Annotated in this window: 8 protein-coding genes; all 8 read left to right on the forward strand. The window is 67.8% G+C overall.

Going from position 1 to position 16,173, the window contains the following annotated elements:
• Window positions 1-1,919: 1,919 nt before the first annotated feature.
• The 8 genes from FJY88_01740 to secA are packed head-to-tail and all read left to right on the forward strand — an operon-like array spanning window position 1,920 to window position 16,168.
• Complete coding sequence (locus FJY88_01740) at window positions 1,920-3,716, forward strand: hypothetical protein (GenBank protein MBM3286061.1); 1,797 nt, start codon at window positions 1,920-1,922, stop codon at window positions 3,714-3,716.
• A gap of 31 nt (window positions 3,717-3,747) precedes the next feature.
• Window positions 3,748-6,150 carry an MBL fold metallo-hydrolase gene (locus FJY88_01745; protein MBM3286062.1) on the forward strand — a complete coding sequence of 801 codons (2,403 nt, stop codon included), beginning with the start codon at window positions 3,748-3,750 and terminating at the stop codon, window positions 6,148-6,150.
• Window positions 6,151-6,171: 21 nt separating this feature from the next.
• A complete protein-coding gene (locus FJY88_01750; GenBank protein MBM3286063.1) occupies window positions 6,172-7,089 on the forward strand; it encodes a phosphoribosylaminoimidazolesuccinocarboxamide synthase in 918 nt (305 codons plus the stop codon).
• Window positions 7,089-8,648 carry a bifunctional phosphoribosylaminoimidazolecarboxamide formyltransferase/IMP cyclohydrolase gene (purH, locus tag FJY88_01755; protein ID MBM3286064.1) on the forward strand — a complete coding sequence of 520 codons (1,560 nt, stop codon included), beginning with the start codon at window positions 7,089-7,091 and terminating at the stop codon, window positions 8,646-8,648. The genes FJY88_01750 and purH overlap by 1 nt, the downstream gene beginning before the upstream one ends.
• A gap of 6 nt (window positions 8,649-8,654) precedes the next feature.
• A complete protein-coding gene (gene guaA, locus FJY88_01760) occupies window positions 8,655-10,181 on the forward strand; it encodes a glutamine-hydrolyzing GMP synthase (protein ID MBM3286065.1) in 1,527 nt (508 codons plus the stop codon).
• A complete protein-coding gene (locus FJY88_01765) occupies window positions 10,178-12,430 on the forward strand; it encodes a lytic transglycosylase domain-containing protein (GenBank protein MBM3286066.1) in 2,253 nt (750 codons plus the stop codon). Before guaA ends, FJY88_01765 begins: the two co-directional genes overlap by 4 nt.
• Window positions 12,427-12,999 carry a phosphatidate cytidylyltransferase gene (locus FJY88_01770; GenBank protein ID MBM3286067.1) on the forward strand — a complete coding sequence of 191 codons (573 nt, stop codon included), beginning with the start codon at window positions 12,427-12,429 and terminating at the stop codon, window positions 12,997-12,999. The genes FJY88_01765 and FJY88_01770 overlap by 4 nt, the downstream gene beginning before the upstream one ends.
• 55 nt (window positions 13,000-13,054) lie before the next feature.
• A complete protein-coding gene (secA, locus tag FJY88_01775) occupies window positions 13,055-16,168 on the forward strand; it encodes a preprotein translocase subunit SecA (GenBank protein ID MBM3286068.1) in 3,114 nt (1,037 codons plus the stop codon).
• Window positions 16,169-16,173: the final 5 nt, after the last annotated feature.

Genomic DNA, 16,173 nt, shown 5'->3' on the forward strand with positions numbered 1-16,173 from the left:
CCACCGGGCCGTGACGCGCGTCTTCGAGCAGAGCGTCGACCTCAAACGGGCCTGCGACGGCCTGGTCAACCTCTTTGGCCTCCGCTCGAGCGGCGCGGGCGCCGTGGCGATGCGGTTTGTCCCGGTCGGTCAAGGCGGCATCCCGGCGAATGGCAACTCCATTCTCCGCGACATCGCTCAGGATCTGGTCGTCGACTCTCGCGACGCGTTTCCAATCCGAGAGGCGGGCGCGCGCTCGCATCGAGAAGCGGAGGCGGGCTCGGATCGAGAGACAGACGCAAAGTGGCTGATCGACGCGCCCGTCGAGCCGTCCATGTCGCTCCCGGTCCGTCTCGGGTGGGAAGACGGCGCGAAGGAGATTCCGCTCCCCGCTTTCCTCGAGGAGGTCAAGGACCCGGGGATGGTCACTTCTGCGGGCCGCTCCCGGTGGACCTCGGACGAGGCCGGTCAGCCTGAGAGTCCTCGCGAGGATGATCGAGTCATGATCTGCGCGGCCTCGGAAGGGGTGGGGCCGACGAACGCGCCGGAGGCGCCTGCCGGCGAGTCGTGCGCGTCCGTCGCAGAGCCGGATCGCGCCGCGAAACGGTTCCCGCGGAGGAAGTGGACGGCGGCCTTCGCAGTGGCCGTCGTCATGATGCTCGGGGTGCTCGCCATACCGGGGACGAAGCGCTTCCTAGCCCATCGCGGCTCCGGCGGCGCCGGGGGTGTGTTGCGCATCGAGCCCACGCCTCCCGCCCGGGCGATTTTCATTGACGGCGTCGATCAGGAGACCGGCTCTCCGGCGATCCTCGAGGGAGTCTCACCCGGTACGCACCGCGTGCTTCTCGACCTCGGAGTCTTCGGAGTGATCGAGGAGACGGTGAGGATCAAGAGCGATGGAACGACCGATCTCCGTCCCCGCGCGGTTGGCAGCCTGTCCATAAGCTGCGTGCAGGAAAGGCCGGGAGGGAGGGTCTGGCTCGAAGGAGGCGAGGAGGGGACGCCGCCTTGCGTCTTCAGGTCTCTCCCGGTCGGATCGATCGCCGTGTTCTACGAGGACGACACAGTCCCGCTCTGGCAACGCGAGGCGCTGGTTCAAAACGGCGAGGAGACGTCCGTACGCATCAACAACGCCTTCGCGATGGACCGGGCGCTTCTGAGGGTCGAGGCGTGGCTCTACCAGAGAGGGAGAGGGATGCGGTCGGCGGCGGGCGACAGCGTCTTCGTAGATCGCCGGTTCGTCGGCCTGACGCCCTGGGAAAAGGACGTCGCGCCCGGCCTGCACGGCGTCAAGGTTCTCGGCGCCTCGGGGCAGACCTGGACGGAGGTCGTAGATCTCGAAGCAGGGGGCAACCGCATCGTCGACCCGCGCTTCGGTCTCGAGGCATGGCCGACAATCTCCCATCAGGAACCGGGCCGCGTACTGGTGAGCGGGAGCATCCTCCTGACGGCGGTCTTCACCTCGCCCGACGGGAGCGCGCCGAGGAATCCGCGACTGCGCCTGCCAGGCCTCGACCCGCTCTCGAGGGATCTGCCTCTCGCTCCGGTGGACCCCGAACGAGGCGCGTATGTGGGGATGGTCGACCCCCGGTGGGTCCCCATGGACCGCCCTGTCGTCTACTACTTCACGACGCAGACCTCGGAGGGATCGACCCTCTCCTCGGAGCTCTATCGTTTCACTCCCGTGAGCGAGCTTTCGCTCGCCACGAGCCCCTGAGGACGGAGGGAGCCGCCCCGCCCTCGCCGGCCCTCGCGGCTTCATCGGCGCGACGCGGCCCCTTCTCCTGGCGCGTCCGGCTGCATCCATCCGCTCCGATGAGCTCGGTGGCCTTGACCAGCGGATCTCCACAGGGTATAGTTAGTTAGAGAGTACTCGACGAGACGATCCACCCGGGCTCGCGCCCGGGTCGGGGCTCCATCCACGGACGGGAGGTTCGCCGATGACACTGCGGGTGGTCTCCATGATGCTCCTCTGCGCGGCGCTCGGATCCTGCGGAGAGGCCTGGGGCGATCAGAGAGGGGAGAGCGCTCCTTCTCCTCTGGCGCGTATCGAGACGGCCCTTGCGGCCGGAGAGATCACACCGGCTGAAGGTGCCTTCTACAAGCTGCTCGCCTTGCACCGGTCCGGCCGCCTTCCCTCGCGCTTCGCCGTTCCAGAAGCGCCGCCGATCAAGTGCGGGACGCTCATTGTACAGGAGGCGCGCGCCCATCTCGATGCGATGTCGTCCGAGATGCGTCAGGCTGCGGCGGCTTTTCTGGTGCGGCCGATCCTCGACTCGTACGTCGACACCGACAACTTCCGGATCCACTACGCCACGTCGGGGCTGGACATGATCTACCAGTGGCCCAACACCGCGTACAGGGACGCCGTCGTGGCGGCATGCGACTCGAGCTACAGCTACCAGAATGACCGCCGGGGATGGCCGCATCCTCCATCGGACGGATCCAACGGCGGCGGCATCGGCTTGATCGATTGCTACGTCGAGGACAACGGAGGCGCCTACTACGGAGTCACCTACGCGGAGTCCCAGGTTCCCGGCGGCTACCCGAACGACTGGACGGCCTACTTCTGCATCGACAACGACTACCAGGGCTTCGGCTACACGGACAGAACCTGGCCGATGAAGGTCACTGTCGCGCACGAGTACAACCATGTGATCCAGATCGGGCTGAACGCGGGGGCCGGGTGGTGGATGGAAAACACAGCCACCTTCATGGAGGACGAGGTCTACGACGAGGTGAACGACAACTACGGTTACCTTGCCTTCTATACCAACAACCCGTGGACCAGGCTCGACTACGCGAACGGAGGGTTCGAATACGGCTGCTTCCTCTGGCCGACCTTCCTATCGGAGGCCTTCGGACACTCGGTGGTGCGCGATGTCTGGACCGCGTACGCCTCGAACACGAACCTGTATACCTGCTTCGACAACAAGCTGGCGGCCTTCGGGAAGAACCTGGACACGGCGGTCGCCGAGTGGACCCTCTGGAACTGCTTCACCTCGACCCGGGATGATGGAGAACACTATGTCGAGGGGGGGGCCTACAACCGCCTCGTCGTGCAGGACAACAACATCCTGACCTACCCGCAGACCAATCTTCATCCGACGAGCGGACGCTGGCCGCAGGGGCTCGGCATGAACCTGACCCGCTTCTACAGGCAGTCGGGATCCACGGACAACAAGATCCTCGTGAGCTACCAGGCCCTGAACTCCTGCGGTTACAACCACCAGATCTGGTTTGTCCGCAAGCTCCTCGGACAGCCGGTGTGGCAGATCTGGCCGGTGGCCGTCAACGGCACGGGCGCCGCCAGTTTCGAGGCGACTGAATGGGACGCCACCGAGTACATGCTCATGGCGGTCCCGATGAAGAGGGCCTGCGGGACGACGGGCAAGGACTTCCAGTTCAGCGCCTCCACGACCTACGTGGTCGATGTCGCCGACGGGATGCGCCCCGCGCGCCAGGTGCGGCTGGATCAGAACAGTCCGAACCCGTTCAGTCCTTCGACCGCGATCAGCTTCTCCCTGCCGGAGGAGGGGCCGGTCCGCTTGCAGCTCTTCGATGTGGCCGGGCGGCGAGTCCGCTCGCTCGTGGACGGGATCCTCCGCGAGGGCGAGCATGAAGTCCACTGGGGCGGGACGGACGATGAGGGATCGCGACTCGCCCAGGGGGTCTATCTCTGCGTGATCGAGGCGAACGGAGAGCGGATCGTGCGCAAGATGCAGCTTGTCGACTGACCTGACATAAGAGCGACGGCGGGAGGCCCGGATGGGGAAGCCGATCCGGGCCTTCCCATGTCCGGTGGCATGCGCCGTGCGGCGCCTCCGGGACGTGGACGGCGGCGATCCTTCCCTCTACCCGGGCCAGCGGGGCACCGAAGCGGCGCGCCCGTTCTCCGGAATCGTCTCGTTCTGCGTCGCCCTTCTGCCGCCCTATCTGCTCGGAGGGCGGCTCGGCGTTCCGAACTGGGTCTGCGTCGGCGGAGCCCTCGTCCTGGTCGTCGCGGCCTGCCTGGCTCTGTCCCTTCGGCGACGGAGACGGTGTCTCGCGGACACCCTTCTCGTCGCGATGCTCGTTAGCGTCGGGCTTGCCTTCGGTGCGGAGCGGCGTCCGGCGAGCCCGCTCCCCGTCGGGATACCGGAGCTTGTCGTGCGCGGCAGGGCTCGCGCGGCGGGCGCAGGGCTCGAAGCCGAGGGAGTCAGCTTCGCGCACCAGGGGCGCTGGCACCCGGTGGGCGGGAAGTTTCAGATCCGAGGCCGCGGCCTGTCTGCCGGAGGGTTCGTTGGCAGGGCGTATCTCGTCTCGCTCGAAGAGCCTCAGCCGCGCGGTCTGGCGAATCGCAACGCGGGGCTCAAGTGGCGAATGTACAGGGGCGTGCTCGAGGTCAAGGAGGCCTGGGCGATGCCGGGGCCGGACGCCGCATCCGGGACCGTCGTGCGAGACAGAGTCCGCGCGTGGCTCGCGGGGCGGATCGGCAGATCGCTCCCGGAGATCTTTCGATCGATGATCCCCATGCTGATCTGGGGGGAGAGCGGCATCATCGATGAGGATCTCGAGAGAGTCTTCCGCGCGACGGGCACGATGCACCTGCTCGCCATCTCCGGTCTGCACGTGACTCTCGTCGCCCTTCTCCTGGAGTTCCTCCTGCGCCTGCTCATACGCCAGCCGATGGCGCGGGCGGCTCTCGTCATCGCCGCTATCGGCGCCTACGGCGCCCTGGTCGGCCCGCTCCCGTCCGTCGTCCGATCGATCACGATGGCGGCCTGCCTGCTCGTCGGCAAGGCGATGGGGCGTCCGGCCAGCGTTGCCTCGTCGTTCTGGGTCGCGTTGCTCCTTGTCGGTTGCTTCACGCCCGGGGAGATCTGCAGGCCCGGTTTCCAGCTCTCGTACGCGGGGACGGCCGCGCTCATCCTCTGCCCTCGGGTCCCGGCGAAACTGGTCCCGATCGTCGGATCTGCCGTCGCCGTCGCTGCCACCTCGGGCATTCTCTGGGCGCACTTCGGTGAGAGCTCCCCCGTCGCGATCCTCGCAAACTTGACCGGCATCCCGGCGTTCGGGCCCGTGCTGGTCGCGATTCTCTGGGGGTTCGCATGGGGCGATCCGGCGGACCCGACTCTCCAGGCCCTCGCCTGGGGACCGGCCGGGATCCTCATCCAGAGCTGGGTGGCGCCTCTGCGGCTGTTGCTCCCGCTCGGGGAGTCGCTCACGGTCCGCGCGGGTTGCGGCGAGGCCGTGGGGCTCGGGAGCACCGGCATTGTCCTGCTCCTTCTCCACGCCGCCTCGAGGATGAGGGGACGGAAGGGAGGGTTGCTGTTCGGCGCCCTTGCCCTTCTCGCGGGCTCGGCCGCCCCCGTGCTTCCGCTGGCGGGACGCTGGCTGGCGCAAGCGCCCGTCGAAGCGGTCGTCCTGCCCGTAGGGCAAGGGGACGCCATGCTGATCCGTGCCCGGGTTGGAGGCGACTTTCTCATCGACACCGGTCCGGGCGGACCGGACGGGCTGCGTGGCAAGAGGTTCCTCGCGCCCGCGCTGCGGGCCCATGGCGTGGGCCGCTTGCGCGGGGTCTTTCTCACGCACGGGGACGAGGACCATATCGGCGGCCTGCGCGGCTTGCTCCTGGGCGGCATCGGTGTCGACACCGTCTACGTGAGTCAGGCTGTCGACGTTCGCCTGAGGCTTCCGCGGCGGCGCATGCCCGCCATCCTGCCCCTGTGCGCGCCCTGGAGCCGCGAAGCCCACTCGCTCAGGATGCGCCTCATTCACCCTCGCTCGGGAGAGAAGGCCGCCTCGGGGAATGAGGGCTCCCTGGTCATCGAGATCAGCGGCGGGGCGGGGCGGCTGCTCGCTCCCGGGGATCTCGGCGGCGGCGCGGAGGAGACCCTCGCGGCGATGGGGGAGGGCTTGCGCGCGGATGTCCTTCTCGCGGGACATCACGGGAGCGGCGGATCGACCGGCGACCGTTGGCTGGACGCGGTCGCGCCCCGGATTGTCATCATCTCCTGCGGCGCTAGAAACCGGCATGACCATCCCTCACGGTCCGTGCTATCGAGGCTGTCCCGGCGGAGGATCGAGGTCCATCGCACCGACCGCGAGGGGGAACTGGCGCTCAGATGGCATGGAGGGCGGCTCTGGCTCCGCCCCGAGCGTTGTGGGGGGTGGCGGGCTGTGCTATAAGGACAGTTTGGAGGATAACTGATGAAAGCTTCCTTCTTGGGGCTTGGAGATCTCGGCGTCTCTCCGTCCCGATCGGGCAAGGTCCGCGAGACGCTCGATCTGGGCGACACGCTCCTGATCGTCACGACCGACAGGATCAGCGCTTTCGACTGCATCCTCCCGACGCCGATCCCCGGGAAGGGGAAGTTGCTGAACCGGATCTCCGCGCACTGGTTTCGAGGTCTCTCGTCTCATGTCGCGACCCACTTCGTGAGCGACGGAGAGAGCGACTTCCCGGCCGAGCTCCGCCACATCCTCCCGTCGCTTCGCGATCGGTGGATGCTCGTCCGCAAGGCGCTCCGGATCCCGGTCGAGTGCGTCGTCCGGGGCCACCTTGCCGGATCGGGCCTGCGGGAGTACGCGCAGAAGGGAACAGTGGGGGGGATCGAGGTCGCTCCCGGAATCGAGCCCTACGGAAAGCTCCCCGCCCCTCTCTTCACGCCGACGACCAAGGAGGACGTCGGCCACGACCGTCCCGTCTCCTTCGAAGAGCTGGAAGAGATCGTGGGCGCCGGGCTCGCGGCCGAGCTCCGCAGGATCTCCCTGCGGATCTTCGAGCTCGCCGAGCCGTTCGCCGCGGCGCGGGGGCTCACTCTGGTTGACACGAAGTTCGAGTTCGGTTGGATCGACGGGAAGCTCACGCTGATCGACGAGGTCCTGACGCCCGACTCCTCGCGCTACTGGGACGCCGAACGCCCCGCCGCGGGCGCGCCCGTGTCGCTGGACAAGGAGTTCGTCCGCGAACACCTCATGGGGACCGCGTGGGACCGGAATCCTCCGGCCCCGCCTCTCCCTCAGGAGATCATCGAGGAGACCTTCCGGCGCTATCAGCGGGTCCACGATCGGATCGGGGCGGGAGGATCCGCGCCCGAGTTGGGCCGAGGCCGGAGTTCCGAATGATCCGAGTCCGCAGGGCGTTGCTCTCCGCCTTTCAGAAGGAAGGTCTGGAGGAGCTGGCGTCCGCCCTCACGGAGGCCGGCGCCGAGATCCTGAGCTCCGGCGGCACGGCGGAGTGGCTTCGCATGAGGGGCTTCGCCGTCATCTCGCTGGAGGACTGGGCCGGGCTTGCGTCCATGTTTGGCGGTCGGGTGAAGACGCTCCATCCCCGCGTGCACGGCGGCATCCTCTATCGGCGAGGAGTCCCCGAGGACGAGGCGGAGAGGATTCCTCACGGAATCGAACCGATCGACATGGTGGTCGTTCATCTCTACCCGTTCGAGGAGACGATCGCCCGCCGCCCGGACGATCGGGAGGGCGCCATCGAGATGATCGATGTGGGCGGACCGGCGATGCTCCGTGCCGCGGCGAAGAACCATCGCTCGGTCGTCGTCGTTTCCGATCCCCGCGACTATGCCCGGGTCGCGCGGGCCCTGCGGGAGGGGGCGGGATCGATCGACGAGTCGATGGCTGCCGAGCTCGCCGCCCGCGCATTCCGGGCGACGGCCCTCTATGACGCGGCGATCGCCTCCTACCTGGGGGACGGAGAGGGCGGCCTGCCTGACTCGATTGTCCGGGGAGGCAGCCTCCTCTGGGAGCTGCGCTACGGAGAGAATCCGTCGCAGCGCGGCGCCTTCTACGGTCCGGCGCGCGGCTTTCCGGGGGGGCTCGAGAAGCTCCAGGGAAAAGAGATCTCCTTCAACAACCTGCAGGATCTCGAAGCCGCGATCTCGCTGGTGCGGGACCTGGGACCGGACCCTGCCGCCGCCGTCATCAAGCACGCGACGCCGTGCGGCGCGGCCACCCGGCCCGATCTCGCAGACGCCTTCCGGCGCGCCCGCGATTGCGATTTATTGAGCGCCTTCGGGGGCATTGTTGCTCTGAATGGCGTGGTCGACGCAGCCTGCGCGGATGAGATCGGCGGGATCTTTCTCGAGGCGGTCGCGGCGCCGGCCTTCGATCCGCAGGCCCGCAAGCGGCTTGAATCGAAGAAGAGCCTGATCCTGCTGCAGGGCGACCCCGGGCTCTTCTTCAACGCAGAGGGGCCGCGGAGCCCCTACGCGTTCCGCGACCTGGGGGCGGGGATCCTCCTTCAGGATCGGATCCCGCTACGCCTTGGGGAATCCGGATGGAGGACAGTCACGCGCCGACCCCCGACCGTGGAGGAGGAGCGCGTCCTTCTCTTCGCCTGGAAGGTCGTCCGCGCCGTCCGATCGAACGGGATCGTCCTGGCGATGGAGGACCGCGCGATCGGCATCGGGGGCGGGCAAACGAGCCGCATCGACTCCCTCTGGATCGCGATGCACAAGGCGCGCAGGGCGGGACATCGGCTGAAGGGCGCGGTCATGGCCTCGGACGCCTTCTTCCCCTTCCCCGACTGCGTGGAGGAGGCGGCGAAAGCCGGCGTCACTGCAGTGATCCATCCGGGTGGATCGAAGAGGGACACCGAGTCGATCGAAGCCGCCGATCGGTGGGGGATGGCGATGGTGCTGAACGACGCGCGCTGCTTCAGGCACGGATAGGGCGAGATGTCGATCGTCGCGGTCATCGACTTCGGGAGCCAGTACAACCTCTTGATCGCCCGCCGGGTCCGGCAGCTCGGCCTCTATGCCGAGCTCTTCCCCTACGACGTGGACGCCGAGACGCTCCGCTCGCGGGGCGCATCGGCCCTCATCCTCTCGGGAAGCCCGGCCTCGGCCGTCGACGGCCGCTACCTGCCCCGTCCCGAGATCCTCGCTCTGGGCCTGCCGGTGCTCGGGATCTGCTACGGCATGCAGGCAGTGAGCCACCTCCTCGGCGGCCGCGTCGTCAGGGGAACAAGCGGCGAGTACGGCAGGCAGCGGCTTGCGGTCATCGAGCCGGGCGGGCTCCTCGACGGGCTGGAGGAGCCGATCGAGGTCTGGATGAGCCACGGCGACCAGGTCGTCGAGCTGCCCGACGGCTATCGGACGCTCGCCCGAACCGCTACCTGTCCGCACGCGGCGGTCGCGAATCCGGCGCGAAAGATTTTCCTTGTCCAGTTCCATCCCGAAGTGAGCCATACGCCGCAGGGGATGAAGGTCCTGTCGAACTTCCTGTTCGGGCTGGCAGGGCTCTGCACGAACTGGAGCCTCGAGGACTTCACGAAGCAGTCGATCGAGTCGATCCGCCGCCAGGTCGGCGACGGCGTCGCGGTCTGCGGCGTGAGCGGCGGCGTCGACTCGACCGTGGCCGCCGTCCTGTGCCAGCGGGCCCTCGGAGAGCGCCTGCACGCGATCTTCGTCGACAGCGGGCTGCTCCGCCTGGGCGAGGTCGAGTGGGTTTGCGAGAAGCTGCTTTCCCTGGGGATCCATGTCCATCTCGTCGAGGCCTCCGATCGGTTCCTGGCCGCTCTGGCCGGAGTGGAGGATCCGGAGGAGAAGCGAAAGCGAATCGGCCGGCTCTTCATCGAGGTCTTCGATGAAGCGGCGCAGCGCCTTGGACACGCCGATTTCCTTGTGCAAGGCACCCTCTACCCTGATGTGATCGAGTCACAGGGCGCGGCTGGGCCCTCCGCGCGGATCAAGAGCCACCACAATGTCGGCGGCCTGCCCGAGCGGATGAGATTGAGGCTCGTGGAGCCCCTCCGCGAGCTGTTCAAGGACGAGGTCAGGGAAGTGGGAAAGGGGCTCGGGATTCCCTCGGAGATGCTCGGCAGGCACCCGTCCCCTGGCCCTGGGCTCGCCGTGAGGATCGCCGGCGAGGTCAACAAGGAGCGCCTCGATTTGCTGCGGGCGGCAGACGCGATCTTCATGGAGGAGCTGCGCCAGAGCGGCACGTACGATCAGGTCTGGCAGGCCTTCACGGTGCTGCTGCCGGTCCGATCGGTCGGCGTGATGGGGGATGAACGGACCTATGGTCTGACCGTCGTCCTGAGAGCGGTGACGTCCGTCGACGGCATGACTGCGGACTGGGCCCGGCTGCCGGCCGAGGTCCTCGAGCGCTCCGCGAACCGGATCGTGAACGAGACGGGCGGGGTCAATCGCGTCCTCTATGACGTCACGAGCAAGCCGCCGGCGACCATAGAGTGGGAGTGAACGGCTCGGGCAGGAGGGTTCGGGGGCGTCCGAGGCGCCTGGGCGGCGTGTGCGGAGCCGCGCTCGGGGCGCTCGTCCTGGCCCGAATCGGAAGTGGCGCGCCGGCATGGCCGGAGCCTTCGATCGATCCGCTGGCGACGGAGCTCGTGCCGGAGGCGTTCTCGGAGTCGGCGCGGGGCATGGCCGACTCCGTGCGCGCGATGATCGACACCCTGCTTGCCGCCTCTCCTCCTCCTCCCGATCGTCCGTCCCCGCTCCTCGTGGGCTGGATCGCCGATCGCCTCGCCTATGGGGGCGCGCAAACGGTTGCCGCCTTCATCGTCTCCTATTCTCCGGTCGACTGGGCGCAGGCCGACCCCTCGGGTCTGCTTCCTCTCGCGGCGGCCCTCGCATGCGCGGAGGCGGAGCGACCTCGCGACGCCCTGCGCTGGATCGAGGAGGGAAGGATGCCGCCGGGTCTTGGGCAGTACCGCGATCTCCTCAGGCTCGAGCTCCTCGACATGGCTTTCGACTCCGCGGCGGCAGCTCTTCACGCCGAGGAGCTGCGCGCCCGCTTCCCGCGCGAGGAATGGACGCTTCCGGCCGCGAGGCGACTGCTTCGCGCGAAAGAACGGGCCGGAGACGCCGAGGGCCTCTTGAGGGAAGGAGAGCGGATGCGCCGAACGCTCGGGCGCGGCGCCGACGAGACGGCCGCGCGTTTTCGCGCCCTTCTGGCCCTCGGAAGGCATGGGGCGGCCCGGGCGGTCGGGGACACGCTCCTTCGCGAGCATCCGGGGACGCGGACCGCGCGGATGGAGGCGCTGCGGAGGTTTCGAGAAGCTCCGGAGCTCGCTGCGCGGCGCGAAGGGGGCGCCCTCTTCCGCGTGCTCATGCGCCATGGGATGCTCGACTCCGCAGAGTCCCTCCTGGTCCTCATGGGCGATCCCGACTCGATGCGAATCGTCTGGCTGGAAGGTCTCCTGCAGGGGCGGCGCAACGGTGAAGTGCTCGATCGAACCGACTCCCGGAGATGCCCGGCCGACCCTTCGCTTGCGGCGAGATGGCACCTGGTCCGCGCTCGCGCCGCGCGCAACAGCGCCCGCTGGGACCCGATGGCCCGCGCCTACGCATCGGCGGCCGCCTTCGGCAGAGAGACGCGGCAGCGGGCGCTGGTCGAGTGGGGAAGAGAGGCGGAGTCGGAGGGGCGTGAAGCTCTCGCCGATTCGCTCTATACGCTTCTCGCCGAGCTTCCCGCGATGGCCTCGGAAGGACGCCTGCGGAGGGCGATCGCCCGCTTCGCCGCGGGACTCTGGGGCGAGGCGCTCCGCGATCTGGATCTTCTCGGCGGAACCGACCAGGCCACAGCGGCGGCCTTCTGGCGATTCAAGATCCACGAGGGTCGCGCCGACTCGGTCGCGGCGAAGGGCGCTCTTGCCGAGGCGAGACGCGGCAGCGGCTACTACGCGAGGCGAGCGGACGCCGAATGGAGGCGGCGGAGCAGGGGCGAGAGCGAGGAGTTCTGGAGGCTGGAGTTGGAGGAGCTCCGCCGCCCAGGCGGCGCGATGGGCGTGAGGGACACCCTGCGCTGCCCCCCGGCCGGGCCGGCAGCGATCGAGCACGCCAGGCTTCTTCGTCTCTTTCGCCGATTCGGTCGCGTCGATTGGGCGGATGACCGGCGGCGCGCTCTCGAAGGGGCTCTCGCTCCCGAGGGGCGCGCTGAGGCGTTTCTTTGCCTGGGCCTGCCGGACCTGGCGATCCGGGCGGGCATTCTCGGCGGCGGCTCGGCGCCCCATCTGCGGTATCCTCGCCCCTACTGGGCCTGGGTTCTCCGGGAGGCTCGGGCAGTTGCTTTGAGGCCCGAGTTCATCTGGGCGCTCGCCCGCAGAGAGTCGCTCTTCGATCCGGGCGCCGTCTCGAGCGCCGGCGCTACCGGGCTTCTCCAGCTGATGAAGCCGACCGCGCGGGAGACGGCCGAACGCTGGGGAATGCCAGCCGCTCCTCTCGAACGAGGGGATCGGAACCTCGCGCTCGGATGCCGCCACATGCGCGATCTGATGGACGACAACGACTGGCCGCTCCCGGCCCTGGTGGCCGCGTACAACGCCGGGGCTGCCAAGGCGAGCGAGTGGGCCGCGCGCTGGAGCGATCCGGACCTGCTCATCGAACGGGTCGGGTGGCGAGAGACGCGCGAGTTCGTTCGCTTCGTGCTGGACGGTTATTGGACCTACTGTTACGCCTATGAGTCGGAACGGGGGAGGACGCGGGAATGAGGTTTCTCTCCGAGGTCCGCCGCAAGGCCTTCCATCTCTCGGGGGTCGTCGTGCCGATCGGCTACTACCTGACGCCCGAGCCGGCGGGGCGGCACATTCTGCTCGCCCTGACCGTCCTGGCCCTTCTCGCCGACCTGGTGCGCCTGAACGAACGGCGGGTGCGGACGTTCTTCTACTACATCTTCGGGAGCATCGTCCGCGACCACGAGAGGAACAACCTCCTGGGATCGACCTACGTCCTTCTCTCCGCTCTGCTCTGTTCTTACGCATTCGATAGAGAGATCGCGATCGCCTCGATGGCCTTCCTCTCCCTGGGAGATGGGATGGCCGCCATCGTCGGCAGACGCTTCGGCCGCCCCCGCCTCTTTGGGAAGTCGATCGAGGGTAGCCTCGCCTGCTTCCTCTCCTGCCTCGCCGCGGCCTGGCTTTACCCGGGCGACCCGTTCACGTGGCGTATGATGTTGGGAGGAGCGGCGATGGCGGCGATCTTCGAGCTGCTGCCCATACCGCTCGATGACAACATGCGGATATCTCTCTCCGCCGGGTTTACGATGACGCTGTTGCGATAGCGACAGGATACGAATCGGCCATGGTTGATCGCCAGTCGAGGAGAGTGGAGTCAAGATGCTGGGATCGTTGAAGAAGGGGGGCGTGCGCGCCGCCACTCGCATCTTCGGGACGAAGTCGGAACGCGACATGAGGGTGCTGAGCCCCATGGTGCAGGCGACGAACGAGGCCTACGGGGCGATGTCGTCGCTGAGCGACGCGGAGCTTCTGGCGAAGACCCTCGAGTTCCGAGATAGGCTGGCGCGCGGCGCCACGCCGGACGATCTCCTTCCAGAGGCGTTTGCGCTTGTCAAGGAAGCCTGCAGGAGGCGCGTCGGCTCATCCTGGCAGGTTGTCGGGCAGGAAACGCGCTGGGAGATGGTCCCGTATGACGTTCAGATCATAGGGGCGGTCGTTCTACACCAGGGCAAGATCGCCGAGATGGCGACGGGCGAGGGCAAGACCCTGGTCGCGGTCATGCCGCTCTATCTGAACGCGCTCAGCGGCAAGGGGTGCCACCTCGTCACGGTGAACGACTATCTGGCGCGCCGCGACTCGGAGTGGGTCGCCCAGATTCTCCGCGACCTGGGCCTGACCGTGGGCGTCATCCAGCACGACATGGACACGCAGCAGCGGCGGGCGGCCTACCTCTGCGACGTCACCTACGGCACGAACAACGAGTTCGGTTTCGACTACCTGCGCGACAACATGGTCATCCGGGGCGAGGACCGCGTTCAGCGAGGACATCATTACACCATCGTCGACGAGGTCGACTCTGTCCTCGTCGATGAGGCCCGGACCCCCCTGATCATCTCCGGGCCGGTCGTCGGCTCCAATCAGCAGTTCGACAAGTTGCGCCCCTACGTCGAGAATCTGGTGCGCGACCAGAACGCCCTCGTGAACCGCTACATCGAGGAAGCCAAGGAGTTGCTGGCCAAGGGCGACCGGGACTCGCGCTACGAGGCCGGGATCCGGCTGCTGCAGGTCCAACACGGAGGCCCGAAGAACAAGAAGTTCCTGAAGCTCGTGAGCGAAGGCGACCTGAAGAAGCTGATCCAGCAGGTCGAGGCCGATTTCATGCGCGAGAAGAGGCTGCACGAGGTCGATGAGGACCTGCTCTTCTACGTGGATGAGCGGGGCCACACGATCTCGACCTCCGATGCGGGCCGCGAGAAGCTGGCCCCTCCGGGCGAGGGAGATCTCTTCATCCTTCCCGATCTCTCCGAGCAGCTCGGCGAGATCGACAGGCGAACCGATCTCAGTCCCCGGGAGCGGGTCGAGGCCAAGGAGAAGCTCCACCTGGAGTTCGCGCAGAAGAGCGAGCAGCTCGCCAACGTCCAGCAGCTGCTCCGGGCCTACACGCTCTTCGAGAAGGACGTCGAGTACGTGGTCCAGGACGGCAAGGTGCTGATCGTCGATGAGTTCACGGGCAGGCTGATGCCGGGGCGGCGCTACTCGGACGGTTTGCACCAGGCGCTGGAGGCGAAGGAGCGGGTCCGCGTCGAGGGGGAGAACCAGACGCTGGCCACCATCACGCTCCAGAACTACTTCCGGATGTACGGCAAGCTCGCCGGCATGACCGGAACCGCGGAGACGGAAGCCGCGGAGCTCTATCAGATCTACAAGCTCGATGTCACCGTGATCCCCACCAATGAGGCGGTTCGCAGAGTCGACTACGACGACCTGATCTACCGGACGAGGCGCGAGAAGTACAACGCGATCATCGAGGAGATCGAGGAGATGCACGGGCGCGGCAGGCCGGTGCTGGTCGGAACCGTCTCCGTGGAAGTCAGCGAGACGCTCTCGCGGATGCTCAAGAGAAGGGGGATCGCGCACAGCGTGCTGAACGCCAAGTACCACCAGCAGGAGGCGGGGATCGTAGCGCTCGCCGGGCGCGTGGGAGCGGTCACGATCGCGACGAACATGGCGGGGCGCGGAACCGACATCAAGCTAGCCGCCGAGGTCGTGAAGGGGCGCAAGTGCCTCGTCAACTCAGGCCATGGAATCGGCGACTGCACCGCCTCGCCGGGCGTCGCGATCTGCCGCGGGGACATGCCGTGCGGACTGCACATCGTCGGCACAGAGCGTCACGAGAGCCGGCGGATCGACCGGCAGCTGCGGGGGCGTTCGGGCCGGCAGGGCGATCCCGGCTCCAGCCGGTTCTTCCTCTCGCTCGAGGACGACCTGATGCGCCTCTTCGGGTCGGAACGGATCGCGGGGATCATGGACCGGCTGGGCGTGCAGGAGGGGGAGGTGATCACCCACCCGCTCGTGACCCGCTCGATCGAGGGGGCCCAGAAACGCGTCGAGGCTCAGAACTTCGGCATCAGGAAGCGGCTCCTCGAGTACGACGACGTGATGAACCAGCAGCGGGAAGTCATCTACGGACTGCGCAACGAAGTCCTCGATGGCGCGGACATCCGCGCTCGCGTCTGGGAGATGGTCACCCGGGCGGTCGACGCGCGCCTTGAGAACCATCTGCCGGAGGGGAGTCGGCCGGAGAGCTGGGACCTGGCGGGATTGCAGGGTGAGATGGAGAGCCTCATCGTCGCGCCGGTCGACCTCGCCGCTCTCAAGGCGTCGGGGCGGGACGAGATCCGGGAGCGGTGCGTCGAGGCCGCTCGCGAGGCCTACGCGGGGCGGGAGGCGGTCTTCGGCCCTGCCATGCGGGAGATCGAACGCAGGGTGCTCCTGTCGGCGATCGACGAGAAGTGGAGGGATCACCTCCACGAGATCGACATCCTGAAGGAGGGGATCTACCTTCGCGCCTACGCGCAGAAGGATCCCCTGCTGGAATACAAGGGCGAGGCCTTTCGGATGTTCGAGGAAGTCATGACGGCGATCGAGGCGGATACGGTGAAGCTCCTCTTCCGCGTAGTGCCCGTCACCCAGCCCAGGTTCGAGTCGGCGGCGGAGGGCCGGGTTCCCGGAGCCTCCGGGCCGCCGGGTGAGAGGGGCGCGACGCGCCTCGAGCCCGCGCTCACGCTCGGGCGTCCGGCCAGAGCTTCGGCCCCGGCGCAGCGGATGGAGAGTCATGCTTCGATGTCGGCGTTCGGGGGGGGGAGTGGAGCGCCGGCGGCGGCGGGCGACGGCGCCCGCACCCCGCAGGCGCGTCCACGCGTCGGCAGGAACGACCCCTGTCCGTGCGGAAGCGGAAAGAAGTACAAGAAGTGCTGCGGCGCGTCCGAGTGAGGTGT

It is taken from the genome of Candidatus Eisenbacteria bacterium (genome assembly GCA_016867495.1).
GTDB lineage: Bacteria > Eisenbacteria > RBG-16-71-46 > CAIMUX01 > VGJL01 > VGJL01.